The organism is Micromonospora sp. NPDC023869 (assembly GCF_055559695.1).
Genome location: NZ_JBVHKD010000007.1, coordinates 353,081 through 377,734, shown reverse-complemented (window position 1 = coordinate 377,734; position 24,654 = coordinate 353,081). Strand labels below are relative to the sequence as shown.

General features: G+C 73.4%; 24 protein-coding genes. 6 read left to right on the top strand and 18 right to left on the bottom strand.

Translation table 11 applies throughout. From position 1 onward, the window contains the following. Positions 1 to 2: 2 nt before the first annotated feature. The 3 genes from ACZ31C_RS21420 to ACZ31C_RS21410 all read right to left on the bottom strand — a co-directional run bounded on the left by ACZ31C_RS21420 (position 3) and on the right by ACZ31C_RS21410 (position 4,616). Positions 3 to 737, bottom strand: a complete 735-nt coding sequence (locus ACZ31C_RS21420) for a DUF2470 domain-containing protein (protein WP_396742684.1) — start codon at positions 735 to 737, stop codon at positions 3 to 5. A gap of 110 nt (positions 738 to 847) precedes the next feature. After that, positions 848 to 2,632, bottom strand: a complete 1,785-nt coding sequence (locus tag ACZ31C_RS21415; protein ID WP_465796757.1) for an ABC transporter ATP-binding protein — start codon at positions 2,630 to 2,632, stop codon at positions 848 to 850. Between the two features lie 115 nt (positions 2,633 to 2,747). Next, positions 2,748 to 4,616, bottom strand: a complete 1,869-nt coding sequence (locus ACZ31C_RS21410) for an ABC transporter ATP-binding protein (RefSeq protein WP_465796756.1) — start codon at positions 4,614 to 4,616, stop codon at positions 2,748 to 2,750. Between the two features lie 147 nt (positions 4,617 to 4,763). Between ACZ31C_RS21410 and ACZ31C_RS21405 the strand changes: the two genes are divergently transcribed. From ACZ31C_RS21405 to ACZ31C_RS21395, 3 genes are all read left to right on the top strand, one after another. After that, positions 4,764 to 5,393: a TIGR03085 family metal-binding protein gene (locus tag ACZ31C_RS21405; RefSeq protein WP_465796755.1), complete on the top strand. Its 630-nt coding sequence runs from the start codon at positions 4,764 to 4,766 to the stop codon at positions 5,391 to 5,393. A gap of 124 nt (positions 5,394 to 5,517) precedes the next feature. Beyond that, on the top strand, positions 5,518 to 6,456 hold the full coding sequence (locus ACZ31C_RS21400; RefSeq protein ID WP_465796754.1) for a terpene synthase family protein: 939 nt from the start codon (positions 5,518 to 5,520) through the stop codon (positions 6,454 to 6,456). 138 nt (positions 6,457 to 6,594) lie between these two features. Beyond that, the gene (locus ACZ31C_RS21395) at positions 6,595 to 8,418 is read left to right on the top strand and encodes an AMP-dependent synthetase/ligase (RefSeq protein ID WP_465796753.1); all 1,824 of its coding nucleotides are present in this window, start codon (positions 6,595 to 6,597) and stop codon (positions 8,416 to 8,418) included. A 72-nt stretch (positions 8,419 to 8,490) separates the two neighbouring features. Here ACZ31C_RS21395 and ACZ31C_RS21390 read toward each other — a convergent pair whose 3' ends face one another. Together ACZ31C_RS21390 and yczR are read right to left on the bottom strand one after the other, a co-directional pair. Continuing rightward, the gene (locus ACZ31C_RS21390) at positions 8,491 to 9,801 is read right to left on the bottom strand and encodes a low temperature requirement protein A (protein ID WP_465796752.1); all 1,311 of its coding nucleotides are present in this window, start codon (positions 9,799 to 9,801) and stop codon (positions 8,491 to 8,493) included. Between the two features lie 69 nt (positions 9,802 to 9,870). Then, positions 9,871 to 11,328, bottom strand: coding sequence for a MocR-like transcription factor YczR (yczR, locus tag ACZ31C_RS21385; RefSeq protein WP_396742664.1), 1,458 nt, complete (start codon positions 11,326 to 11,328; stop codon positions 9,871 to 9,873). A gap of 58 nt (positions 11,329 to 11,386) precedes the next feature. Here yczR and yczE point away from each other — a divergent pair, with 58 nt between their 5' ends. Both yczE and ACZ31C_RS21375 read left to right on the top strand, forming a co-directional pair. Next, the gene (yczE, locus tag ACZ31C_RS21380; RefSeq protein ID WP_465796751.1) at positions 11,387 to 12,031 is read left to right on the top strand and encodes a membrane protein YczE; all 645 of its coding nucleotides are present in this window, start codon (positions 11,387 to 11,389) and stop codon (positions 12,029 to 12,031) included. A gap of 141 nt (positions 12,032 to 12,172) precedes the next feature. Beyond that, entirely contained in the window at positions 12,173 to 12,634 is a 462-nt protein-coding gene (locus ACZ31C_RS21375) for a hypothetical protein (protein WP_350696402.1), read from the top strand. A 59-nt stretch (positions 12,635 to 12,693) separates the two neighbouring features. Here ACZ31C_RS21375 and hisF read toward each other — a convergent pair whose 3' ends face one another. From hisF to hisD, 8 genes are all read right to left on the bottom strand, one after another. Continuing rightward, positions 12,694 to 13,461 (bottom strand): imidazole glycerol phosphate synthase subunit HisF, encoded by a 768-nt coding sequence (hisF, locus tag ACZ31C_RS21370; protein ID WP_396742658.1) that lies wholly within the window; start codon positions 13,459 to 13,461, stop codon positions 12,694 to 12,696. A 117-nt stretch (positions 13,462 to 13,578) separates the two neighbouring features. Next, a complete protein-coding gene (priA, locus tag ACZ31C_RS21365) occupies positions 13,579 to 14,304 on the bottom strand; it encodes a bifunctional 1-(5-phosphoribosyl)-5-((5-phosphoribosylamino)methylideneamino)imidazole-4-carboxamide isomerase/phosphoribosylanthranilate isomerase PriA (protein ID WP_350696399.1) in 726 nt (241 codons plus the stop codon). Positions 14,305 to 14,323: 19 nt separating this feature from the next. After that, positions 14,324 to 14,647, bottom strand: coding sequence for a hypothetical protein (locus ACZ31C_RS21360; RefSeq protein WP_465796750.1), 324 nt, complete (start codon positions 14,645 to 14,647; stop codon positions 14,324 to 14,326). A gap of 51 nt (positions 14,648 to 14,698) precedes the next feature. Beyond that, positions 14,699 to 15,364: an imidazole glycerol phosphate synthase subunit HisH gene (hisH, locus tag ACZ31C_RS21355; RefSeq protein WP_465796749.1), complete on the bottom strand. Its 666-nt coding sequence runs from the start codon at positions 15,362 to 15,364 to the stop codon at positions 14,699 to 14,701. Between the two features lie 8 nt (positions 15,365 to 15,372). Then, positions 15,373 to 15,543, bottom strand: coding sequence for a hypothetical protein (locus ACZ31C_RS21350; protein ID WP_396742652.1), 171 nt, complete (start codon positions 15,541 to 15,543; stop codon positions 15,373 to 15,375). Positions 15,544 to 15,577: 34 nt separating this feature from the next. Next, positions 15,578 to 16,189, bottom strand: coding sequence for an imidazoleglycerol-phosphate dehydratase HisB (gene hisB / locus ACZ31C_RS21345; protein ID WP_396693010.1), 612 nt, complete (start codon positions 16,187 to 16,189; stop codon positions 15,578 to 15,580). Continuing rightward, entirely contained in the window at positions 16,186 to 17,304 is a 1,119-nt protein-coding gene (locus ACZ31C_RS21340) for a histidinol-phosphate transaminase (RefSeq protein ID WP_465796748.1), read from the bottom strand. The genes hisB and ACZ31C_RS21340 overlap by 4 nt, the downstream gene beginning before the upstream one ends. Further along, positions 17,301 to 18,623: a histidinol dehydrogenase gene (gene hisD / locus ACZ31C_RS21335; RefSeq protein ID WP_465796747.1), complete on the bottom strand. Its 1,323-nt coding sequence runs from the start codon at positions 18,621 to 18,623 to the stop codon at positions 17,301 to 17,303. The genes ACZ31C_RS21340 and hisD overlap by 4 nt, the downstream gene beginning before the upstream one ends. Positions 18,624 to 18,730: 107 nt before the next feature. Here hisD and ACZ31C_RS21330 point away from each other — a divergent pair, with 107 nt between their 5' ends. Further along, the gene (locus tag ACZ31C_RS21330; protein ID WP_396742646.1) at positions 18,731 to 19,432 is read left to right on the top strand and encodes an LON peptidase substrate-binding domain-containing protein; all 702 of its coding nucleotides are present in this window, start codon (positions 18,731 to 18,733) and stop codon (positions 19,430 to 19,432) included. Here ACZ31C_RS21330 and ACZ31C_RS21325 read toward each other — a convergent pair. The 5 genes from ACZ31C_RS21325 to lspA all read right to left on the bottom strand — a co-directional run bounded on the left by ACZ31C_RS21325 (position 19,344) and on the right by lspA (position 24,587). After that, positions 19,344 to 20,183, bottom strand: coding sequence for a DUF2567 domain-containing protein (locus ACZ31C_RS21325; RefSeq protein ID WP_465796746.1), 840 nt, complete (start codon positions 20,181 to 20,183; stop codon positions 19,344 to 19,346). The two genes, ACZ31C_RS21330 and ACZ31C_RS21325, sit on opposite strands and share 89 nt — an antisense overlap. A gap of 85 nt (positions 20,184 to 20,268) precedes the next feature. Further along, positions 20,269 to 21,816, bottom strand: a complete 1,548-nt coding sequence (locus tag ACZ31C_RS21320; RefSeq protein WP_465796745.1) for a MinD/ParA family ATP-binding protein — start codon at positions 21,814 to 21,816, stop codon at positions 20,269 to 20,271. A 96-nt stretch (positions 21,817 to 21,912) separates the two neighbouring features. After that, complete coding sequence (locus ACZ31C_RS21315; RefSeq protein ID WP_465796744.1) at positions 21,913 to 22,926, bottom strand: hypothetical protein; 1,014 nt, start codon at positions 22,924 to 22,926, stop codon at positions 21,913 to 21,915. Between the two features lie 42 nt (positions 22,927 to 22,968). Next, entirely contained in the window at positions 22,969 to 23,913 is a 945-nt protein-coding gene (locus ACZ31C_RS21310; protein WP_465796743.1) for an RluA family pseudouridine synthase, read from the bottom strand. Beyond that, the gene (gene lspA, locus ACZ31C_RS21305; RefSeq protein WP_465796742.1) at positions 23,910 to 24,587 is read right to left on the bottom strand and encodes a signal peptidase II; all 678 of its coding nucleotides are present in this window, start codon (positions 24,585 to 24,587) and stop codon (positions 23,910 to 23,912) included. Before lspA ends, ACZ31C_RS21310 begins: the two co-directional genes overlap by 4 nt. Positions 24,588 to 24,654 lie beyond the last annotated feature (67 nt).

Genomic DNA, 24,654 nt, shown 5'->3' with positions numbered 1-24,654 from the left:
GCTCAGGCGCCGGCCGCCGGGTGCAGCATCTCGTCGAAGATCCGGGGCAACTCGTCGTGTCCGGCCACCGGGCGCGCGAAGGCGAGCCGGGTCCGGTGCCGGGCACCCGCGTGCCCGAACGAGACCAGCATCCCGTACCTGTCGATCCGCTCCAGCCGAGGCGTCACGTCGCCGTCGGTCAGGCCCAGCCGGCGGCGCAGGTAGGCGGTCAGCCGGCCGGCGTACCGGTCGGCCAGGTCGGCCAGCAGCACCGCCTCGACCGGGTGCAGCGGGTCCGGCTCCGCCTCGGCGTACGCCGCCGGGTCGACCCGGCGCAGCGTGCCGGCGCGGTCCCACTGGGCCTGCTCCACCTCGAAGCGGCACAGCCGGAACCGGGTGCCGACGTCGAGCAGGTCCCCGGTGGCGTCCACCTCGGCGAAGTCCAGCGCGGCGGCGCGTTCCTCGGGGCCGCTCAACTGGCGTACCCAGCCGGAGACCAGCGCGCGGCCCAGCGACGGTGCGCCCGCGGCGGGCGGCAGGTCCAGCACGTCCAGCGCCACGGCGAGTGGGCGGTCCGGACCGGTGGTACGCAGGGCGGCGGTGAGGTCACTGACCACCGGCACCAGCAGCAGCACCCGGCCGTCGCGGTCGGTGACGTGGCGGACGTGGTGCAGACCGGGTCGGCAGGCCACGTGGACGAGACCGGCCAGCCGGCCCGCGACGAGGGTACGAACGATCTCGGCAGGGCTCGGCCGCATGGCACGACCTCCTTCTAAGGTTAGGCTTACCTAACCCGAAGACTAGGGCATCGCGCCGATCACGTCCACCGGATCCAGGCACCGGCCTCGCCGGGACACGTCCGCGCCGATCACCTCGTCTGCTCCAGCCAGGAGGCGTAGAGCAGGCCGTAGACCGAGTCCGGGTCCCGGATCAACTCCTCGTGCGGCCCACGCTGCACGATCCGACCCCGGTCCACCACGATCACCTCGTTGGCGCCCTGCGCGGTGGAGAGCCGGTGCGCGATCGCCAGCGTGGTCCGCCCCCGGGTCACCGCGTCCAGGGTCCGTTGCAGGCGTACCTCGGTGGCCGGGTCGACCGCGCTGGTCGCCTCGTCCAGCACCAGCAGATCCGGGTCGGCCACGTACGCCCGGGCCAGCGCCACCAATTGCCGCTCCCCCACGCTCAACGCCTCACCACGCTCACCCACCCCGGTGGCCAACCCGGCCGGTAGCCCGTCCAGCCAGTCGGCCAGCCCCAGGTCGCTGAAGGCCGCGGTGAGCTGCTCGTCGGTCAACTCGGGACGACCGAACCGCACGTTGTCCGCCACCGACGCGTCGAACAGGAAGCCGTCCTGCGGCACCATCACCACCCGGGACCGCAACGAGTCGAACCGGACGTCGGTCAACGGCACCCCGGACAGCAGCACCGCACCCGCCGACGGGTCCATCAACCGGGTCAGCAGCTTGGCGAAGGTGGTCTTGCCGCTGCCCGTCTCGCCCACCACCGCGACCCGACTCTTCGCCGGGATCTCCAGGCTGACGTCGTGCAACACGGTCGGCCCGTCCGGGTAGGCGAAACGCACCTGCGCGAAGCGGATGTCCAGCGGCCCACCGGGCAGCTCCCGCCCCTGCGGACCCGGGTCGGCCACGTCCGGCGAGACGTCCAGCACGTCCAGCACCCGCCGCCACCCGGCGATCGCGTTCTGCGCCTCGTTGAGCACCTCCGTGGCGATCTGCACCGGCTGGATGAAGAGCGTCACCAGGAACAGGAACGCGGTGACCGCGCCGATGCTCAACGTCTGGTCGGCGCCGAGGAGCACGCCGAGCACCACCACACCGGCCAGCGCCATCCCGGCCGCCAACTCCCCCACGGAGCTGCCGAGGATGCTGATCCGGATGGCCTTGCGCTGCGCCTGCTGCTGACTGTCGATCGCCTCGTCCAGTCGCCGCGACGTCCGGCCGGCGATGCCGTACGCGCGGATCACCGGCGCGCCGACCACACTCTCGCCGACCGCCGCCAGCAGCGTGCCGGTCCGCTGCCGCACCACCCCGTACGCGGCGGCGAGCCGACGCTGGATCAACCGGATCACCAGCACCGCCGGCACGAACGCCGCGAAGACCACGAGCGTCAGTTGCCACGAGTACGCCAGCATCACCGCCGTCGTCACCACCAACTGACCCAGGTTCACCAGCAGGATCACACCGCCCCACTGGAGGAACTGGGTGATCTGGTCGACGTCGCTGGTGACCCGGGAGACCAGCGAGCCCCGCCGCTCGGACTGCTGGTGCAGCATCGACAGGTCGTGCACGTGCCGGAACGCCCGCACCCGAACCCCGGCCAACGCCGTCTCGCTGACCGTGAACAGCCGCCGCATCATCAGATAGCCGCAGGCGGTGGTCACCACCAGCACGGCGGCGGTGACCGCCACGACGACGAACAACGCGTTCAGGTCGAGCCCACCGACGATGCCCCGGTCGATGCCCTGCTGCACCGCCACCGGCACGGCCACCCGGCCGACCATGTAGACCAGTGCCAGGCCGAGGGTGGCCCCCAGGCCGACCCGCAGCTCCGGCGACAGCGCCAACCCCCGGCGCAGCGTCCGCCAGGTCGACTCCGCCGGCTCCGGCACCTCCGTCGTCACACTCGCGCTCACCGGCGACATCCTTCGTTCACGACTGCGGTACTCCGCTGCGCTGCGTTCCTCGCGCTCAACCGGACCGGCTCTCCGTTCACGACTGCGGTACTCCGCTGCGCTGCGTTCCTCGCGCTCACCGGTCCACCTCCAGGGAGGAGGCCAGCGGGGTGACCTCGTCGTACGTCGGTTGCCGCTCGTGGTCCACCTCGGCCTGCTCGTATGCGGTGACCAGGTTGGCGTAGCCGGGCACGGTGGCCAGCAGCGTGGTGTGGGTGCCCCGCGCGATCACCCGGCCCTGCTCCAGGTAGATGACCTCGTCGGCGAGGGCGATGGTGGCCCGGCGGTAGGCCACCACCAGGATCGATGCTCCCGGGCCGCCCGCCTCGGCCGAGCGCAGCGCGGCCAGGATGGCGGCCTCCACGCGCGGGTCGACCGCGCTGGTGGCGTCGTCGAGCACCAGCAGGCGGGGACGCCCGGCCAACGCCCGGGCCAGGGTGAGACGCTGCCGCTGCCCGCCGGAGAGCGAGGTGCCCCGCTCGCCGACCCTGGTGTCCAGCCCGTCGGGCAGCGCGGCGACGAACCCGTCGGCCTCGGCCAGCCGCAACGCGGCCCACACGGCCTCGTCGTCGATGCCCGCCCGGTCCAGCGAGACGTTGGCCCGGACGGTGTCGTCGAAGACGAACGGCACCTGCGCCACCAACGCCACGGTACCGGCGAGTGAGTCGGCGGCCAGCTCGCGCACGTCCACGCCGTCGAGGCGTACGGTCCCGGCGCGGGGGTCGATCAACCGCACCGCCAGCGACGCCACGGTGGATTTGCCGGAGCCGGTCGGTCCGACCAGGGCCACGGTCTTGCCGGCCGGCACAGTGAAGGTGACCTCGCCGAGCACCTCGGTACCGGGCAGGTGCGCCTCGGCCGGCTCGTAGGCGAAGGCGACGTCGGTGAAGGAGAGCGTGGCGGGCGCCTCGGCGTCCGGGTCGAGCCGGGTGCTGCCGTACGGCATCTCGCCGGTGGCGTCGAGCACCCGGCGGACCCGGTCCCACCCGGCGACGCTGCGCGGAAGTTCGGCCAGGACCCAGCCGATGGCCCGCACCGGGAAGGCCAGCACGGTGAAGAGGAACGCGACGCTGACCAGCTCGGCGACCGAGATGGCACCCTGCTGCAACCGGTACGCGCCGACCACCAGCACGGCGAGCGTGCCGAGGCTGGGCAGGGTCTCCAGCATCGGGTCGAAGATGCCGCGCAGCCGCCCGACCGAGATCAGGGCGTCGCGCAACTGACCGGCGCGGGCCGCGAACCGGTCGGTCTCCTGGGCCTCCCGACCCATCGTCTTGACCACCAGCGCGCCGTCGAAGCTCTCGTGCGCGATGCCACTGACCTCGGCACGCAGCCGCTGCGCGCGGGCCTGACGCGGGGCCATCCGGCGGGAGTAGGCCACGTTGAGCGCGAACAACGCCGGGAACACGGCCAGCCCGACCAGGGCCAGGGCCCAGTCGGTGACGAAGAGCGATCCGACCGCGCCGACCAGCATCACCAGCGTGCCGACCGCGAACGGCAGCGGCGCGATCGGGTGCCAGGCGGCCTCCACGTCCGAGTTCGCGTTGGACAGCAGGGTGCCGGTGGCGTTGCGGTGATGCCAGGACAGCGGTAGTTCCAGGTAGCGGCGGGTGACCCGGCGTCGGTAGTCGGCCTGGAGGCGGTACTGCATGTATCCCGCGCCGAGTCGCCGGCCGAAGATGCCGACCACCCGCAGCACGCTGATCCCGAGCAGCGCGGCGGCGGCCAGGGCCAGTACGCCCACGCCGACCGACCCGCGTTCGATGGCCGGGACCACGACGTCGCCGACCACCGCGCCGACCACGAACGCGCTGCCCACCACCATCACGCCGAACAGCACACTGCCGCTGACCGCGACCGCGAAGATCCTCGGTTGTTCCCGGATGGCCCGCCACAGGACGGCCAGCCCGCGACCGAGCACCTCCCGACTAGTCCCGCTCGCCACGTATCTCCCCCGCCGTAAGCCGCCACAATCCTCCCTCATCCTTACCGCAGCGCGCCCATCCCGCCGACCCGCGGCGATATGTCCGACGTCACCTCGCACGTCGGCACGAACCCGGCGGACCGACCGTGCTCCGCCTACGATCACGACATGCCGCGCTACGCCCGGTCAGAGCGCGAGGCGCTCACCGACCTGATGTCGACCCTGGGTCCGGACGCCCCGACGCTCAACGAGGGCTGGACCACCCGTGATCTGGCCGCGCACCTGGTGGTGCGGGAGCGGCGGCCGGACGCCGCCGCCGGCATCCTGATCGGGCCGCTGCGCGACCACGCCGAGCGGGTCCGGCGCGAGATCGCCGCGCAGGACTGGGCCGACCTGCTCGCCGAGGTACGCCGGCCACCGGTGTGGAGCCCGGTGAGCAACCCGCTCACCGACGAGCTGGCCAACACGATGGAGTTCTTCATCCACCACGAGGATGTCCGGCGGGCCCAGCCCGAGTGGCAGCCCCGCGCGCTGCCCACCGGACTGGAGGAGGTGTTGTGGCGACGGGCCGCCACCCTGGCCCGGATGGCCCTGCGGCGGTTCCCGGCCGAGGTGTCCGTCCGGGCACCGGGGCTCGGCGAGGTGACCGCCGGTCGGGGCGGCGAGGCGCTGGGGCTGATCGGGGCCCCGGGCGAGCTGGTGCTGTTCCTGAGCGGCCGGCAGCGCGCGTCGCGGGTGCAGGTCGAGGGCGGTACCGAGTCGGCGGATCGGCTCCGCAGCGCCAACCTGGGCTTCTAACCGTCTGTGCGGAACCGGTCACAGCGATATCCGAAACGTTATTTGTCCGATCTCCCGGCCCTCCGCGCCGCTCCCGTACGCTGGCCGCGCCGCCTCGTGGGGAAGCGGCGCGACAGGGAGCCCGATGCGAAGCTTTGCGGTCTCGGCCCTGCGGGAGCCCCCGTTCTCCGGCGCCCGGCATCACGACACCGAGCAGGTTGCCCGGGAGAGCACGGACTGGGCGCAGCACCTGGGTCTGATCAGTAACGGGCAACGACTACGCCGGGCCGATGCGGCCGGGCTGGCCGGACGGGCCTGCCCGGAAGCGTCGCTGGACGGCCTGCGCCTGCTGGCCGACCTGATCTCCTGGCTGTTCGTGATGGACGACGCCTGCGACGAGGACGGTCTGGGCAGCGACCCGACCCGTCTCGCGCCGACTGTGGCCGCACTGCTCGACGTACTGGACCGCCAGGGCACGCCGACGGAGTCGGCGGTCGGCACGGCCGGGCCCCTGGGGCTCGCGCTGGCCGACCTGTGCGGGCGCGTCCGGGCCCGTCAACGCCCGGCGGTGCTGCTGCACTTCACCTCGGCCATGCGGGGCTACCTGCTCGCGCTGCTGTGGGAGGCGGCCAACCGCGAACACGGCCGGGTGCCGCCGGTCGACGAGTACGTCCAGATGCGCCGGCACACCGGCGGCGTCTATCCCAGCATCACGCTCACCGATCTGGCGCTGGACGGTTTCCCACCGGCCGACCAGCGGGCCGACCCCGGCTGGGCCGAGTTGGACCTGCTCGCCGCCGACCTGGTCTGCTGGTGCAACGACGTCTTCTCCTACGGCAAGGAGCACCGGGACGGCCCGGACGCGCACAACCTGGTCACCGTGCTGGCCGGGGAGACCGGCGACGAGTCGACGGCGCTGCGGGCCGCCGCGGAGCGGTTCAACGACGGGCTGAGCGCATATCTGACCGCCGAGCACGAGTTGCTGGCCAGTCACGGCGACGCGGTCCGGCCGGCGCTGGCGGCCCGCCGCAACTGGATCCGGGCCACCTACGACTGGTCCCGGGCCGCCGAGCGGTACGCGTGACACGACGGCGTCATCGGCCGGCACGGGGGCGGCGATGATCGTCAGGGCTAGCCGATGCCCCGGCGCAGGCAATACCCTTCGGTAACGAACACCGACGTGACGACCGTCACGCCTCCACCCCCGAAGGCGGCTACAGCGATGGCTCTCGATGTACCGTACCGTTCCATTCCTGACATGTTCCTCAAGCGTGTGGCGGCCACCCCCGACCGCCACGCTTTCGCCCACCCCGGTCCGGACAATACGCCGGTCTGGCTGACCTGGACGCAGGTCGCCACCCGGGCGAAGGCGGTCGCCGCCGGCCTGCACGGCCTGGGCGTCGGCCAGGAGGACCCGGTGGCGATCCTGGCGAACACCCGGCTCGACTGGGTGATCGCCGACTTCGGCGTCATGTGCGCCAGCGGCGCGACGACCACGGTCTACCCGACGACCGAACCGCAGGACGCCACCTACATCCTCGCCGACTCCGCCTCCAAGGTGCTGTTCGCCGAGGACCCGACCCAGGCGGCCAAGATCGCCGGCGCGGACCTGCCCGCGCTGACCCACGTGGTCCTCTTCGACGGCGAGCCCGACCCGACGGCGGCGGTGCCCCAACTGACCCTCGCCCAACTGGAGGAGCAGGGCGCCCAGCGACTCGCCGAGGACCCGGAGCTGGTCGACCGCATCGTGGCCGGCATCGGCCCCGAGCACCTGGCCACCCTGATCTACACCTCCGGCACCACCGGACGACCCAAGGGCGTCGAGCTGCTGCACGGCGGCTGGTGCTGGGAGGGTGTGGCGCAGGAGGCGGTGGGCCTGCTGCGCGAGGACGACCTCCAGTACCTCTGGTTGCCGCTGTCGCACTCGTTCGGCAAGACGCTGCTCTGCGGCACCACCCACGTGGGCATGCCGACGTACGTGGACGGGCGGGTCGACAAGCTCGTCGAGCTGCTCTCGGTGGTCCGTCCGACGCTGATGTGCGGCGCGCCCCGGGTCTTCGAGAAGGTCTACAACAAGTCGGTGACGACCGCGCAGGGCGCCGGCGGCGCGAAGGCGAAGATCTTCGCCTGGGCGGTCGGCGTCGGCAAGGAGAAGGTCGCCCTCGACCAGGCCGGCAAGCCGGTGCCGGGCGGCCTGAAGCTCAAGTACGCGGTGGCCGAGAAGCTGGTCTTCAGCAAGCTCCAGGCCCGCCTCGGCGGGCGGATCCGGGTGCTGGTGTCCGGTGCCGCCCCGCTCAGCCCGGAGATCGCGACCTTCTTCGCCGCAGCGAACCTGCCGATCTCCGAGGGCTACGGACTGACCGAGAGCAGCGCCGGCAACTTCGTCAATCCGCCCGGCGAACTGCGGATCGGCACCGTCGGCAAGGCCATGGGCGACCTGGAGTGCCGCATCGACAGCGACGGCGAGATCCTGATCAAGGGTCGGCCGGTCATGCGCGGCTACCACAACCTGCCGGAGGAGACGGCTGCCGTCTTCACCGAGGACGGTTTCTTCCGGACCGGCGACATCGGCAGCCTCGACGCCGACGGCTACCTGCGCATCACCGACCGGAAGAAGGACCTGGTCAAGACGTCCGGCGGCAAGTACATCGCGCCGTCGCACATCGAGGGCATGTTCAAGGCCACCTGCCCCTACACCTCCCAGGCGGTGGTGATCGCCCAGGCCCGCAACTTCTGCACCCTGCTGGTCACGCTGGACCCGGACGCCATCGCCGGCTGGGCCGTGGGCACCCCGCTGGAGGGTCGCCCGTACGCCGAGATCGTCTCCTCGTCGGAGGCGCAGGCCATGGTCGACGGGTACGTGGCCGAGCTCAACACCAAGCTGAACCGCTGGGAGACCATCAAGAAGGTCACCATCCTGCCGCGCGACCTGACCATCGAGGACGGCGAGATCACCCCGTCGCTCAAGATCAAGCGGCGTGGGGTGGAGAGCAACTTCTCCGCTGAGATCGACAAGATGTACGCGGGCACGGTCGCCGAGATCTGACCCTCGTCGACAGCGGAACGCACGTCGTCGGCCCCGCGCCCACCGGTGGGCGCGGGGCCGAGGCGTACCCGCTCACAGGTGGCGTCCCCGCCAGGTGGTCTGCTCGGCCTCGGCGGCGAGTTGCTCGGCCATCGCCACCTCCCGGACCTGGCGGCGCAGCGGCGCGTCGGTCAGCGTCTGCACCACCGCCACCGCCAGCACGACCACGGTGAGCAGCGCCAGGGCGACCAGTTCCGGCACCTGGGCGGCGACCGGGACCAGCAGCACCAGCAGGCACACGCCGCCGAGGGTCGGCCACCGCATCGTGTGCAGGACCCGCCAGCCCAGCACCACCAGCGTCACCAGATAGAGCGCCACCCCGCCGTGCAACACCAGCAGGTCCCCGCCGGGCAACAGGCTCCCGGCCGGGGTGGCCGGCTCGGCGGCACCGCTCAGCACCCGTTTGAGCCCGAGCGCGAACAGGATCGGGCCGGCGACCAGTGGCAGGTGCAGGTAGGTGTAGGCGTCGCGGGCCAGCGCCGACCGCGCTCGCGGGTCCCGGGTGCGGTGCAGCACCTGTTCCAGCGCCAGCGCCAGCGTGTCGAAGTACGCCCACCAGAGCGCGGCGACCACCGCCACCGCGAGCATCGCCGAGATGATCACCAGCCAGGTCAGCGGCAGTTCGACGACGAAGCCCGCGCCGAGCCCCAACGCGATGATCGTCTCGCCGAGCGCCACCAGCACGATCAGGGCGTGCCGCTCGGCCCAGTGCCCGGCCGAGAGCAGGGTCCAGTTGCTGCTGCCCAGGGCCACCGCCGTGCCGTACTCGACGACGATCGCCGCGATCCAGAACAGCAGCCGCAGCCCGACCTCGCCCGACTCGTCGGCGAGCCGCTGCGGCAACAGCGCGGCGGCCAGCACCAGCGTGCCGACCACCGCCGCCCGTCCCGTCGCGGCCAGGAAACGGCGACGCAGCTCGGGGTCGCCCCGGGCCAGCCAGCCCAGGATGCCTACCTGGACGGCCCGGACGAGGAAGTAGCAGATCGCGAAGACCAGCGGCCCGGACAGCCCGCCGGCCTCGCTGCGGAAGGCCTGCGGCATGGCGAGCGCGAAGACCAGGGCCCCGCCCATGGTGGCGAACGCGAGGAAGGGCAGCACCCCCTGGTCGGTACGGACCAGGTTGCCGATCACCGCGAAGCCGGTCCAGGCCCACCAGAGCAGCACCAGCACGACCACGCACTGGAGCAGGCCGCGCGGCGTGAAGTTGTCGGCGGTGAGCGTGGTGACCTGGATGAAGGCGAAGACGAAGACCAGGTCGTAGAAGAGTTCCAGGCGGGTGGCGCGGGACCCGGGTGCACCCGGTCGCACCCCGCGCGACCAGCGCACACCCCTGAGTCCGTCCACCCCGGCAGTCTGCCCGGCGCCGACCGGCAGGCGGGGTCGATCAGCCGGATCGACACCGGCGGGCCACGCTCAGGCGATGACGCTCGGCTCCCGCCACCGGGGCAGGCCGGCGCGGTCCAGGTCGTACCGGACCGCGGCGATCCGGCCCACCGCCTCGACCAGGTCCGCGGCGGGCAGGGTGAAGGGCAGCCGCAGGAAGCGTTCCAGCGTGCCGTCCAGGCCGAACCGGGGTCCCGGCGCCAGGCGTACGCCGACCTCCTCGGTCGCCCGGGCCAGCGCGCTGGAGATCGGGCCGTCCAGTTCGGCCCAGAGCGTGACGCCGCCGCGCGGCACGGTGACCCGCCACTCCGGCAGCCGGTCGGCCAGCGCGCCGAGCAACGCGTCCCGTTGTACTGCCAGTTGCGTACGCCGGGCGGCGACGATGCCGGGCGCGGCGGCCAGCAGGTGCACGGCGACGAGCTGGTCCAGCACCGGACTGGACATGTCGACGCCGACCCGGGCCGCGGCCAGCCGCTGCACCTGCGGCGCGGAGGCCCTGATCCAACCGATCCGCAGGCCGCCCCAGAAGGGCTTGCTCATGCCGCCGATGCTGACCACGCGGGAGTGCCGGTCGAAACTCGCGGTCGGCGGCGGCAGTGTGGTGCCGTCCAGCGGCAGGTCCACGAAGGACTCGTCGATCACCAGGTCGGTGCCGACGGCGTGCGCGGTGGTCACCAGCCGCTCGCGCAGCTCCGCCGCCATCAGGTGCCCGGTCGGGTTCTGGAAGTCCGGGATCAGGTAGGCCACCCGGGGGCGTACCTGTCGGAGCGAGCCGAGCATCAGGTCGGCGTCCCAGCCGGTGGCGTCGGCGGCCAGGCCGTGAGTGGTGATCCGGGCCCGCCGGGCGGCCAGCGCGGCCAGCGCGTTGGGGTAGCTCGGTGACTCGACCAGTACCCCGCCGCCCGGTGCCAGGGCCAGCCGGAGCACAAGGTCAAGGGCGTGCTGGGTGCCGTTGGTGACCATGATCTGGTCGGGTGAGGTGGGCAGTCCCCGGTCGGTGTAGCCCTGGGCCACCGCCTCCCGCAGCTCGATGATGCCGGTCGGGTGGTAGCCGGCCCCGCCGAGGTAGCGGGGCAGGTCCTCGGTCGCGGCCTGGGCCGCCGGCAGCAGCTCCGGTGGAGCGGCCAGCGCCGCCACCCCCAGGTCGATCATGTCCCGGTCGTCGAGCGGGATCCAGAGCCCGTTGGGTGCCACCCGGTGCGTGCCGGGCAGCCGGGTCCAGCTCCCCGCACCCCGGCGGCTGGACAGGTGCCCGCTGTCGCGCAGTTCTCGGTAGGCGGCGGTGACGGTGGTCCGGCTGATCCGCAGCGCCTCGGCCAGGTCCCGTTCCGCCGGCAGGCGTACGCCCAGCGGCAGTCGTCCGTCGGCGAGCAGGCCGCGTACCGCGCCGGCCAGCGCGGCGTAGTCGGGACTGCGCCGTCGCCCGGGCAGGGCATGCCACTGACCGAGTAGTCGGGCCAATTGCGCCCCACGCACCTGACTCGCCATGGCCACTCCCTGAAAATTGGCTCTATGCGTGCCCAGATTGGCCCCTAGAGTGGCATGCGTGACCCTGATTGGCAACCTCCGCCACCGGCCGGTCCGGCGACTGACCCAACTCCACGTCGGCCTCGTCCTCTACGGCTTCAGCATGGCGCTGATGATCCGTTCCGAGCTGGGCCTGAACCCCTGGGACGTGTTCCACCAGGGGCTCTCCCGGCTGACCGGGCTGACCATGGGCACCACGGTCATCCTGGTGGGCGCCCTGGTGCTGTTGGCCTGGATCCCGCTGCGGCAACGTCCCGGCATCGGCACCGTGGCCAACGTGGTGGTGATCGGCCTGGCCGTCGACGCGACGCTGGCCCTGCTGCCCACCGGCGGGCCGCTGCCGGTGCGGATCGCGCTGCTGGTGGCCGGCATCGTCGGCAACGGCGTCGCCACCGCCCTCTACCTCGGCGCCCGGCTCGGGCCGGGGCCCCGCGACGGGCTGATGACCGGCCTCGTCGCCCGCCGGCCCGGCTGGTCGCTACGCCTGGTCCGCACCGCCATCGAGATCGGCGTGCTGGCCGTCGGCTGGCTGCTCGGTGGGACGGTCGGCCTCGGCACCGTCGCGTACGCACTGACCATCGGCCCGCTCGCCCAGTTCTTCCTACCGGTCTTCGACACCCCCGAGCCGGGACCCACACCGGTCGAGACCGCGCCCGCCACCTGACGGCGTCACCGTGCCACCCCGCGTACCGGCGGCACCGCCGACCGACACACGACATTGACCCTCGGCGATGGTTTCGTGACGCAGAGTCGCAGTGGGTCGGGCGGTGTTTCCTTCCCGCCGCACTGACGGCAGAATCTCCACATGGGGGAGAACGCCTGGCGACGGACCGACGCGTGGATCTTCGTCTCGTTGGTGATCGCCAGCGGCGCGGGGAGGCATCGGCGTTCCCCGACAACCCGCAGGCCCGAGGGCGTACGCCTGGCCGACGTGATCTCCACGGCCGACCACCTCGACCGGACACTCCCCGAACGACACGACATCGAGGGCGCGATCCGCCGGCTGCTCGGCGCCGGCCTGGTGGACGTCGCCGACGGCTGGTTCCGGATCACCGCCGACGGGGAGCGGCTCTGGCGTACCCGACCCAGCGCCGGGCTGGCCACCACCGTCGACACCGTGCAGGGCGTGCTCAGCCGACGGCACCCGCCCGGCAACGCGGACTGGCACCTCGACGAGGCCGAGCACACCGCCGCCGTCCAGGAATACCTGGTCCGTTCCGTGCCGATGCCCCGCCGCTCGCCCGAGGGCCATTCCGGCCGGGGCTGAGCGCCCGGACAGCGACCGGGGCTAAGCGTCCGCGCAGCGTCCGAGGCCGGCCGACCGGGTCAGCGGACGGGGTGACCCGCGCCGCGCAACGCGTCCTTGACCTCGGTGACGGTCAGCTCCCCGAAGTGGAAGACGCTCGCCGCGAGGACCGCGTCGGCACCCGCGCCGATCGCCGGAGGGAAGTGCGCCACCTCGCCCGCGCCGCCACTGGCCACCACCGGCACGTCGACCACCCGGCGTACCGCGGCGATGAGTTCGAGGTCGAACCCGGCCTTCGTGCCGTCGGCGTCCATCGAGTTCAGCAGGATCTCCCCGGCACCCAGCTCCGCGCCGCGTGCGGCCCACCACACCGCGTCCAGCCCGGTCCCCCGCCGGCCGCCGTGCGTGGTGACCTCGAAACCGCTGTCGGTGGTGCCGGCCGGTGCCCGCCGCACGTCCAGCGAGAGCACCAGCACCTGACGGCCGAACCGGTCCGCGATCTCGGCGATCAGCTCTGGCCGGGCGATGGCCGCGGTGTTCACCCCGACCTTGTCGGCACCGGCGCGCAGCAGCGTGTCCACGTCCCCCACCGCACGCACGCCACCGCCCACGGTCAGCGGGATGAAGACCGACTCGGCGGTACGCCGCACCACGTCGAGCATGGTGCCCCGGTCACTGGAGGAGGCGGTCACGTCCAGGAAGGTCAGCTCGTCCGCGCCCGCCCGGTCGTACGCCGCCGCCAGCTCGACCGGGTCACCGGCGTCCCGCAGGTCGAGGAAGTTGACCCCCTTGACCACCCGACCGGCGTCCACGTCGAGACAGGGGATCACGCGCACCGCCACCGTCATGCCGGAAGCCTATCGCTCGGTGCCGGTGCGCTGACCGGCCGTACCCGGGCCCCCGGCCGGCTCATGTGTTAGCAGGGGACCCTTCCTCTACCTCAGGCGGCAACAAGGTGCCCTTCCTTACCGCTCGGCGAGGGTTTCCAGGGCCTGGGCGACGGTGAACGCGCCCGCGTAGAGCGCCTTGCCGGCGATCACGCCCTCCACCCCGATCGGCTCCAGCGTCGCCAGCGCCCGCAGGTCGTCCAGGGTCGAGACGCCCCCGGAGGCGATCACCGGGGCGTCGGTGCGGCCACACACCGCCCGCAGCAGGTCCAGGTTCGGCCCGCGCATGGTGCCGTCCTTGGTGATGTCGGTGACCACGTACCGGGAGGCGCCGGCCTTGTCCAGCCGCTCCAGCACCTCGTACAGGTCACCGCCGTCGCGGGTCCACCCGCGCGCCGCCAGGGTCCGACCCCGCACGTCCAGCCCGATCGCGACGCGGTCGCCGTACTCGCCGCAGATCCGGTCGCACCACTCCGGGTCCTCCAGCGCCGCGGTGCCGATGTTCACCCGCTCGGCGCCGGTGGCCAGGGCGGCCCGCAGGGACGCGTCGTCCCGGATGCCGCCGGACAGTTCGACCCGTACGTCGAGCCGACGCACCACCTCGGCGAGCAGCGCCGCGTTGGAGCCCCGGCCGAACGCCGCGTCGAGGTCGACCAGGTGGATCCACTCGGCGCCGTCCTGCTGCCAGGCCAACGCGGCCTCCAGCGGATCGCCGTAGGTGGTCTCGCTACCCGCGGCGCCCTGCACGAGTCGGACGGCCTCGCCGTCGGCGACGTCCACGGCGGGCAACAGGGTGAGGCTCACGAATCTTGGTCCTCTCAGATCAGGAACGGCGGTTCAGGGCGATCACCACGATCACCGGCAGAACGAGCAACAACAACACGATCAACAACAGCCGCAGCCCCAGGTCGGGCACGAGCAGCCAGATCAGGACCACCGCCGCCAGGGTCAGCGCCACGATCGCGGCACGTTCACCCCGGGAGTACCGGAGCAACCGACCGGTCCGGCCCCGGCGGACGGTGGGCACGAGCCGGCGGACCAGCGCACGACGCCGGGCCCGGCGGGCCATCGCCCGTTCCCGGACCACCTGACGTCGGGCGGCCTCCGCCTCGCGGACCGCGCGACGGCGGGCCCGTTCCTTGCTCACCGGCGCCTCCGCGTACGCCCGGTCGTCCCCGGCCGCCGGGCCCTGCCCCGGTCAGCCACCGACGGGCACCGTGGCCAGCCAGTTGCGCAGCAGGGCGGCACCGGTGTCGGCGGACTTCTCCGGGTGGAACTGGGCGGCCGACAGCGCACCCCGTTCCACCGCCGCGACGAAGTCACGGTCGTGGTGGGCGGTGGTCACCTTGGCCCCGGCCTCGGTCAGCGCCGCCACGTCACCGGCCGCATACGAGTGCACGAAGTAGAAGCGGCTGTCGGCGGGCAGGCCGGCGAAGAGCACCGAGCCCACCGGCGCCTGCACGGTGTTCCAGCCCATGTGCGGCAACCGGGCGGCGGGGAGCCGGCTGACGCCACCCGGCAGCAGACCCAGCCCCTTGGTGACCACCCCGTGCTCGTCACCGGACTCGAAGAGGATCTGCATGCCCACGCAGATGCCCAGCACCGGCCGACCGGCGGCGACCCGCTCGGCGATCACCGGACCCGCGCCGATCTCCTCGATGCCGGCCATGCACGCGGCGAAGGCACCCACCCCGGGCACCACCAGACCGTCGGACTGCGCGGCGGCGGCCAGGTCTCCGGTGACCACCACGTCGGCACCGGCGGCGGCCAGCGCCCGTTCCGCCGAGCGCAGATTGCCCGACCCGTAGTCGAGCACCACGACCCGGCGACGCGCGTCCTCGGCACCGGCCGGGCGACTGGTCACGTCGGCCACTATCCCTCCCCCGGCAGCAGCCACAGCACACCGGCGACGCTGGCCAGCAGCGCCAGCAGACCGCAGACCACCACCGCACCCCGGGGCGCGCCCTGCCGGTGCAGCGAGAGTGTCCCGCCCACCAGCACCCCGGCGAAGATCAGCAACAGCGTCGGCAGCACTCCGCCCATCAGCGGCACCCCCGCCCGGTCACGCCCCGGCCGGTCACAGCGCGCCCTTGGTGCTCGGGATCGCGCCGGCGGAGCGCGGGTCCAGCGCGGTCGCCTCGCGCAGCGCCCGGGAGACCGCCTTGAACTGCGCCTCCACCACGTGGTGGGCGTCCGGGTGCCCGCCGGGGCGAGCCGCCCGCAGCACGTCCACGTGCAGCGTGATCCGGGCCGCCTGACCGAACGACTCCCAGATGTGCCGGGTCATGCTGGTCGGGTAGACCGGCCCGATGTACGGCGCCAGCGCCGGCTCGTCGTGCACCACGTACGGCCGACCGGACAGGTCGACGGCGGCCCGGACCAGTACCTCGTCCATCGGGACGACGGCCGAGCCGTACCGCCGGATGCCGGCCTTGTCGCCCAGCGCCTGGTCGAACGCGGCGCCCAGCGCCAACGCGGTGTCCTCCATCGTGTGGTGGGCGTCGATCTCCAGGTCACCCACGGTCTGCACGGTCAGGTCGAAACCGCCGTGCCGGGCGATCTGGTGCAGCATGTGGTCGTAGAAGCCGACCCCGGTGCTGATCTCGACCGCTCCGGTGCCGTCGAGGTCGATCTCCACCAGGACCTTGGTCTCCTTGGTGATCCGCTCCACCCGGGCGGTCCGGCTCATGATGTGGTGCCTTTCGGTCGCGGCGGGGCGGCCTGGCCCTCGCGCTGGGTCTCGTCCACGGCGGCAAGGAAGGCGTCGGTCTCGGCCGGGGTGCCGGCGGTGACCCGCAGCCAGCCCGGCAGGCCGACGTCGCGGACCAGCACCCCCTGCGCCAGCATCGCGCGCCAGGCCACGCCCTGGTCGCCGCCCACCTCGTAGAGCACGAAGTTGGCGTCGCTGTCGGCCACCCGCAGGCCACGCTCCCGCAGCGCGGTGACGATCCGGTCGCGCTGCCGCATGATCTCCGCCACGGTGCCGAGCAGGGTCTCGCGGTGCGCCAGCGCCGCCCGCGCGGCGGCCTGGGTGAGCGCCGAGAGGTGATACGGCAGGCGTACGAGCTGCACCGCCGCCACCACGGCCGGGTCGGCCGCCAGGTAGCCCAGCCGCCCGCCGGCGAACCCGAACGCCTTGCTCATCGTGCGGGTCACCACCAGCCGTGGGTGCCCGGGCAGCACCGCCAGGGCGCTGACCGTCCCCGGCCGGGCGAACTCCGCGTACGCCTCGTCGACCACCACCATGCCCGGCGTCTCGTCCAGCACGGCGGTGACCACCGCCGGGTCGAGCGCGGTGCCGGTGGGATTGTTCGGCGAGCAGAGGAAGACCACGTCGGGCCGGTGCTCGCGGATCTGGGCCACCGCCTCGTCGGCGGTCAACCCGAAGTCGACGCCGCGCCGGGCCGGCACCCACCGAGTGCCGGTCCCCAACGCCAGCAGCGGATGCATCGAGTACGCCGGGGTGAAGCCGAGCGCGGACCGCCCCGGCCCCCCGAACGCCTGGAGGAGCTGCTGCTGGATCTCGTTGGAGCCGTTGGCCGCCCACACCCCGTCGGCGGTGAGCCCGTGGCCGACGTACTCGGCCAGGTCGGCGCGGAGCGCCACCGCGTCGCGGTCCGGGTACCGGTTGAGGTCCCGCAGCTCGGCGGCGACGGCCTTGCCAATCGCCTCCACCACCGACTCCGGCACCGGGTAGGAGTTCTCGTTGGTGTTCAGCCGCACCGGCACGTCGAGCTGCGGCGCGCCGTACGGCGACAGCCCGCGCAGATCGTCCCGGATCGGCAGGTCGGACAGCTCGGTCATGAGGGGTCCTGAGGGAATCGGGCCGACACCGCCTGGCCGTGCGCGGGCAGGTCCTCCGCGGTGGCCAGCGCCACCACGTGCGGGGCCACCTCCCGCAGCGCCTCCTCGGTGTACTCCACCAGGTGGACGCCGCGCAGGAAGGACTGCACCGAGAGCCCGGAGGAGTGCCGGGCACAGCCGCCGGTGGGCAGCACGTGGTTGGAACCGGCGCAGTAGTCGCCGAGCGACACCGGCGAGTACGCGCCCACGAAAATCGCCCCGGCGTTGCGTACCCGCATCGCCCACTCCCGGGCGTCGACGGTCTGGATCTCCAGGTGCTCCGCCGCGTACGCGTCGACCACCCGCAGCCCGGCGGCCAGGTCGTCGACGAGCACGACGCCGCTCTGCTCCCCGCCCAGCGCGGTGGCGACCCGGTCGGCGTGCTTGGTGGCCGGCACCTGCCGGGCCAGTTCGCGGTCCACCGCGTCGGCCAGCGCCACCGAGGGGGTGACCAGCACACTCGCCGCCAGCGGGTCGTGCTCGGCCTGGCTGATCAGGTCGGCGGCGACGTGCGCCGGGTCGGCGGTGTCGTCGGCGAGGATGGCGATCTCGGTCGGACCGGCCTCGGCGTCGATGCCCACCACGCCCCGCAGCAGCCGCTTGGCGGCGGTGACCCAGATGTTGCCCGGCCCGGTGATCATGTCGACCGGAGCGCAGTGCGCGCTGCCGGCGGCGTCCACCGCGCAGCCGTACGCCAACATGGCCACCGCCTGCGCCCCGCCGACGGCGTAGACCTCGTCGACGCCGAGCAACGCGCAGGCCGCCAGCACCCGGGCGTCCGGCAGCCCGCCGTTCTCCTTCTGCGGCGGCGAGGCCACCACCAGCGACCGGACTCCGGCCGCCTGGGCGGGCACCACGTTCATCACCACGGTCGACGGGTACATCGCCAGGCCGCCGGGAACGTAGAGACCGACCCGGTCGACCGGCACCCAGCGCTCGGTGACCGTGCCGCCCGGCACGACCTGGGTGGTGTGGTCGGTGCGCCGCTGGTCGTCGTGCACCTTGCGGGTCCGGCTGATCGACTCCAGCAGCGCGGCGCGGACCTGTGGATCGAGGGTGTCCTCCGCCGCGGCGATCGCCTCGACCGGCACCCGCAGCACGTCCGGGGAGATTCCGTCGAACCGCTCACTGGCCTCGCGGACCGCCGGGTAACCATGCTCACGGACCGCCTCCACGATCGGGCGGATGCGCTCGACGGCCACCGACACGTCGAGTTGGGCACGGGGCAGCAGGTGGCGTGGGTCGGGCTCGCCACCGCGCAGGTCGATCCGGTTCAACACCCCTGCGAGTCTAGGCGGCCCGCCGACGGGCCGACCGACGCCGCCCGCTGTCCGGGACGGTGAGCCGGGACACTCCGGTGGCGCCGAGTGGGGCTACGCTCGATCACGTGACCGCACGGCTGCCGGTGTTCCCGCTCACCACGGTGCTCTTCCCCGGTTTGGTGCTGCCGCTGCACATCTTCGAGGAGCGTTACCGCGCGCTGGTCCGCCACCTGGTCGACCTGCCACCGGGGACGCCCCGCGAGTTCGGTGTGGTGGCCATCCGCAGCGGCTGGGAGGTGGCCCCCGGCCCCGGCCGGGTCACCCCGGGCACCGGCGAGGTGACGCTGCACGAGGTGGGCTGTACCGCCGAGCTGCGAGAGGTCGCCGAGTTGCCCGACGGCGGGTTCGACATCGTCACGGTGGGCAAGCGACGGTTCCGGGTCACCGAGATCGACCCCGCCTCCGCGCCGTACCTGACGGCCGAGGTGCAGTGGCTGCCCGAGCCGAGTGGCCCGGACGAGGCCGCCTCGTTGCTCGCGGCCCGGGTCACCGCCGTGTTCCGGCAGTACCTCGGGCTGATGCGGGCCGAGCCCGAGCAGCTCAGCGAGCAGCTGCCCGAGGACCCGACGGTGCTCTCCCACCTGGTGGCCGCGACCGCCGCGTTGACCCTGGCCGACCGGCAGCGGCTGCTGGCGATCGACGACACCGCCGCCCGGCTGCGCGCCGAGCTGACGCTGCTCAACCGCGAGGCGGCTCTGCTGCGCCAGGTGCGCGCGGTGCCGGTGCCGCTGGCGGAGCTGGCCACGACGCCGCCGGCTCCGAACTGACCGGCGGCGGCACCGGCCCGCCCGGGTAGCCGACCGGCGGTGGCACGGTCCCGCCCGGGTAGCCGAGCGGCGGTGGCTCGGTCCCGTCCGGGTGACCGGCCGGCGGGACGAACCAGGCCGGGTCGGGCTCCGGCTCGGGACGCAGCGACGGCCACCGGGACCAGCCGGCCAGCAGGGTGTACGCCACCGCGGCCCCGAACGCCGGCAGCAGCAGGTTGCCGTGCGGCACCGGCAGCACGCCGAGCACCATCTCGATGCCGCCGGCCCGCAGGTCGGCGGGTTTGGCCAGCCGGGCGCCGTCCGGCGCGCTCTCCAGCAACCGCTCGTAGCCGCCCAACCCGATGCGCCGCCCCACCTGCCAGGCGACCAGGGCGGCGGCAAGGCCACCGGTCGCCACGACGACCAGGCCGACCGGCCCCCGGTAGCGCCGCAGCACCAGCCAGACGACGAGCGCGGCGAGCACCCCGAAACCGAGACCGAGCAGGCTGAACCAACCGTCGGCGGCGATCGGCTGCTCCGGCTGCGCCTGACCGTAGACGGCCCGACCGGGAGCACTCTTGACCACCGGGGTGGCCGGGGCGAGCACCGCCCAGAGCAGCCCCAGCGGGACACCCAGCAGACCCATCACGAGCGCGGTCAGAGCACCGACCCGCAGCGTACGGGCGGGACGGCGCGGCGGTCCGGTCGGCGGCTGCGGGACGGCCGGCGGTACCGGTGCGGGCGGTTCGGCGGCGGGGGTCTCCGGGCTCACCCGTTGATCCTCGCAGTTGCCGTCGGACACCGTGCACGGTGTCGCCACTCCGTCACCACGGTCGGTGGTGAGCTGCCCGGACGCGTCACCGGCCGAAGGGCTCCAGCATCGCCGCCGCCGCCCGCAGCCACGCCTGCCGGGTCTCGCCCTGGAGTTGGTGGTACTCGATCGAGGAACCGGTCTCCAGCGCCGGGTCGTACGGCACCACGGTCACCGCCCGGGTCCGGGTCGCGAAGTGCCGCTCCAGGTCACCCTGCAACGGCAGCCGGCCCGGCGTCGGGCAGGAGATCAGCGTGACCGCGTTGTCGGCCAGCTCCCCCATCCCCTCCTCGTGCAGCAGGTCGAGCATCCAGTCGGCGCTGAACGCGGCGTCCTCGCGCGGCACGGTGGTGACCACGAGCTGGTCGGCGGCCTGCATGACGGTACGCCAGTTCGGGCTCTCCACGTTGTTGCCGGTGTCCACGCAGATCACGTCATGGGTGCGGCGCAGCAGTTCGAGCACCCGCTTGACGGTGAACTGGTCCAGCCGTTGGGCGAACCGGGGGCTCTCCTCACCGGCCAGCACGTCGTACGAGCCGTCGGAGGCGTGCCGCAGGTAGTCGTCGAGGATCTCCAGCAGCTCCGGCCCCTCGCGGATCTCGATCTGCACCAGGTCGGAGACGAGGTGCCGGATCGTCCGGGCGTGCCGGGCGCTGCCGGCGCGCAGCCCGAGGGTGCCCCGCAACTCGTTGTCGTCCCAGGCCAGCACGCCCCGCCCGCGTACGCTGCCGACGGTCGCCGCGGCCAGCACGGTCGCGGTGGTCTTGTGCACGCCGCCCTTGGGGTTGGCGAAGGCGACCACCCGAGGGGTGCCCAGGTCCCGCCGCAGCACGGCGGCGGCCCGTTCCAGGTCGCCACCGGAGTTCTGCGCCCGCCACTCGAAGCGTCCCGGGCGACCGCCGACCGCGCCCGGTGGCGCCGCCGGGGACGCCTGGGCCGGCGGCCCGGGCGGTGCCGTCGGCGGCGCGGGTGCCGGCGGGGCGGGCGGCTGGTAACCGCCGTTGTCCAGTAACGCGTACCGCGACTCCACCGGCGGGGCGGCGTGCCGGTAGCCGTTGTCCAGCAACGTGTACCGCGACTCGCTCGGGTCGGCACCCCGCTGGTCGGGGCGGCGCGGCTCAGGGCGGCGCTCGGGACGACGTTGCTCGGGCACCGGCGGATATCCCGGATCGCCCGGATAGCCGGGCTCCGGCGGGTGGCTCCCGGGCGGCCCGGGGTACGTCGGGGCGGGACGCGGCGGCTCGACCCGGTAGCTCGCCTCGGCCCGGTAACCGGGCTCCACACCGTACGGCTGTCGGTTGGGCGGCGGAGGTCCCATCGGCGGAGGTCCGACCGGCGGGGGTCCCATCGGCGGAGGTCCCATCGGTGACTGCCCGACCGGAGGCGGTCCGACCGGCGCCACCCGCCCGGAGTAGCCGGGACCCGGCCCTCGGCGCGGCAGCGGATCGGGCAACGGTGGCGGCTGATCCTCGTCGGCCTGCCGCTCGGCGGGCTGGTCGCCGCCGCGACCGCCCAGGCGGGCTCGATCCAGCAGCGCCCGCCAACGCGGTGCCGGTTCGGCGGGCCGTCCCCAACCGGTCTCGCTGCCGTCCACGGCTCGCCCTCCCAGCGCTTTGGTTTCCGTCTGACAGGCTACGAACGAAACCCTATTCAGGCCACACCGGGCGACGTACCGATGTGTCCGCAACCGTCACGGTGTCGGGCTCGCTTCGCTCTCCTCGGCGCTGTCCACCGAGGTGGAGGCCGTCTCGCGCGGGATGACGGGGGGTACCGACGAGGGAACCGCCGGTGATGGTGACGAATCCGTCACCTCCGGCGAAGCCGACGCGTCGCGCTCCGGAGTCGACGTCGGCGCCGGCGAACCCGTCGCGGCGGTCGGCATCGGGGACGCGGTGTGACCGTGGTCGATCGGCGGCCGGACGACGTCCTGCTGCTCGGGCAGCGGCGGGGTGAAGACGGTGCGCTCCAACCGCCGTACCTCCGGGGCGGGGTCGACCACCCGCACCCCCGCCCGGGCGGCCACGCCGCGCAACTGCGCCGGTGCGGCCCGGACCACCAGCGCATAGAGGCAGGCACAACCGGACCGGTACGCGGTGGCCTCCGCCGCCGCCACCTGCGCGCCGCTCTCGTAGAGCTCGCGCAGTTCGCGCTGCTGCGGTCCACCGCCGCCGAGCGCGGCGGCTCGGGCCCGGTAGTCGGTCGCCTCCTGCTCCTTGCGCTCGGCCAGCCGGGTCATCCCGGCGGTCACGTCCTCCGGCAGCCGCTGGGCGGGGATCCGGACGATCTCGGTCTGTCGGTCCGGCAGCGGCACCCGGCCGAAGACCACCGCCACGCCGACGTCGCCGACGACCGCCGCGAGCGACTGCGGCGTGCGGTACTCGGTCAACGAGACCAGCGCGTACGTGCCGTCGGTGCGGGACGCGCCGCCCAGCGCGGCCAGGTCCGCCGCGGCGGTGCGCTCGTAGCCGGGGATGGAGTCACCATCGGAGACCCCCACCCGGGTCACCTCACCGACGGTGCGGTCCGGCACCGGTGGGCCGTTGGTGGCGAGCACGGCGGTGGTCAGCACGGCGGCGCAGGACAGCACCGCCACCCAGCCGAGCAGCGGGACCCGGGTCGGCCCGTGGCCGAGCCGGGTCAACGCGGCGGCGAGACGGGGCAGCAGCCGCTGGTCCAACTGCCGCAGCAGGTCGCCGGCACGCACGGGCAGCCCCCTCGTCGGGTCGGTCTCCACGGGTGGGGCGCGTCAGTCGCGGAGGAGTTCCAGCGCACGTCCCAGGTCGTCAGGGTAGTCGCTGACGAAGCGGACCTCGTCCCCCGTACGGGGGTGCTGGAAGCTCAACTCTCTGGCGTGCAACCACTGCCGATCCAGTTTGAGCCGGGCGGCGAGCGTCGGGTCCGCGCCGTACGTCAGGTCACCGACGCAGGGGTGCCGCAGGGTGGAGAAGTGCACCCGGATCTGGTGGGTGCGACCGGTCTCCAACCGGACGTCGACCAGACTGGCCGACGGGAACGCCTCGATGGTGTCGTAGTGGGTGATGCTGGGCTTGCCGCCGGAGACCACCGCCCAGCGGTAGTCGTGGTGCGGGTGCCGGTCGATCGGGGCGTCCACGGTGCCGCGCAGCGGGTCCAGGTGGCCCTGCACCACCGCGTGGTACCGCTTCTCCACCTCGCGGTACTTGAAGGCCCGCTTCAGCACGCTGTACGCCTGCTCGCTCTTGGCCACCACCATCACGCCGGTGGTGCCGACGTCGAGCCGGTGCACCACGCCCTGACGCTCGGCCGCGCCGCTGGTGGCGATGGTGTGCCCGATCGCGGCCAGGCCGCCGATCACCGTTGGGCCGTTCCACCCGGGGCTCGGGTGCGCCGCCACGCCGACCGGCTTGTCCACCACCACGATGTCGTCGTCGGCGTGGACCACCCGCAGTCCCGGCACCGCCTGCGGCACCACCACCGGCGCGGTGGCCGGCGGCGGCAGCGTCACCTCCAGCCAGGAGCCCGCCCGGACCTTGTGCGAGTTGGGCCGTGCCGCGCCGTCGACCAGCGCCGCGCCGTCGTCGACGAGCGCGGCGGCGGCGGTACGGGAGAGGCCGAACAGTCGGGCGACGGCCTGGTCCAGCCGCATCCCGTCGAGACCGTCGGGGACGGGCAGGCTGCGGTGGTCGCCGCCGGCGGCGAAGGTGGCCGTCATGCCCGCTCCCGCCGTCCGTCGTCGGTCGTCGGTCGCTCGGCCCGGGGCCCCGGACCGGCGTCGTCGCCGGGCGGCGTCGCGTCGTCGGTCCCGGCCGCCGGTGCGGGCGGCTCCTCCCCGACGGCCCGGGTGCCGTCGCGCTGCCGGCCGGTGAACTCCAGGCCGACGGCGAGCACGACACCGCAGACGAGGGCGCTGTCCGCGATGTTGAAGATCGGGAAGACCCGGCCGTACGGGTCGAAGACGCTGATCATGTCGACCACGTGCCCGACGAACCAGCCGGGTGCCCGGAAGATCCGGTCGATCAGGTTGCCGGTCACACCGCCGACCACCAGGCCGAGCGAGATCGCCCACGGCACCGAGCGCAGCGTCCGCGCCATCCAGGCGATCCAGCCCAGGACGGCGAGCCCGATCACCGGGAAGATGAAGGTGTAGTCCGAACCCATGCTCCACGCGGCCCCGCTGTTGCGGGTCAGCGAGAAGTACAGCGCGCCGCCGAGCAGGCGTACCGGCTCCCGGTCGCTCAGTTCCTGCAAGGCCAGGTGCTTGGTGAACAGGTCGACCGCCACCGCGAACAGCGCGAGGCTGAGCAGGATCGTGACCGGCCGGCGCCGCGACTTCGTGGCGGCGCCCGGCTCGGCGGTGCCGGGCCCCGCGGGCGGTGCTGCGCTCATTCGCTCCCCATCGACGATCGCGGCGGTGCAGTCGCACCGCCGCGCACCAGTGCCGGGGAGACAGCCG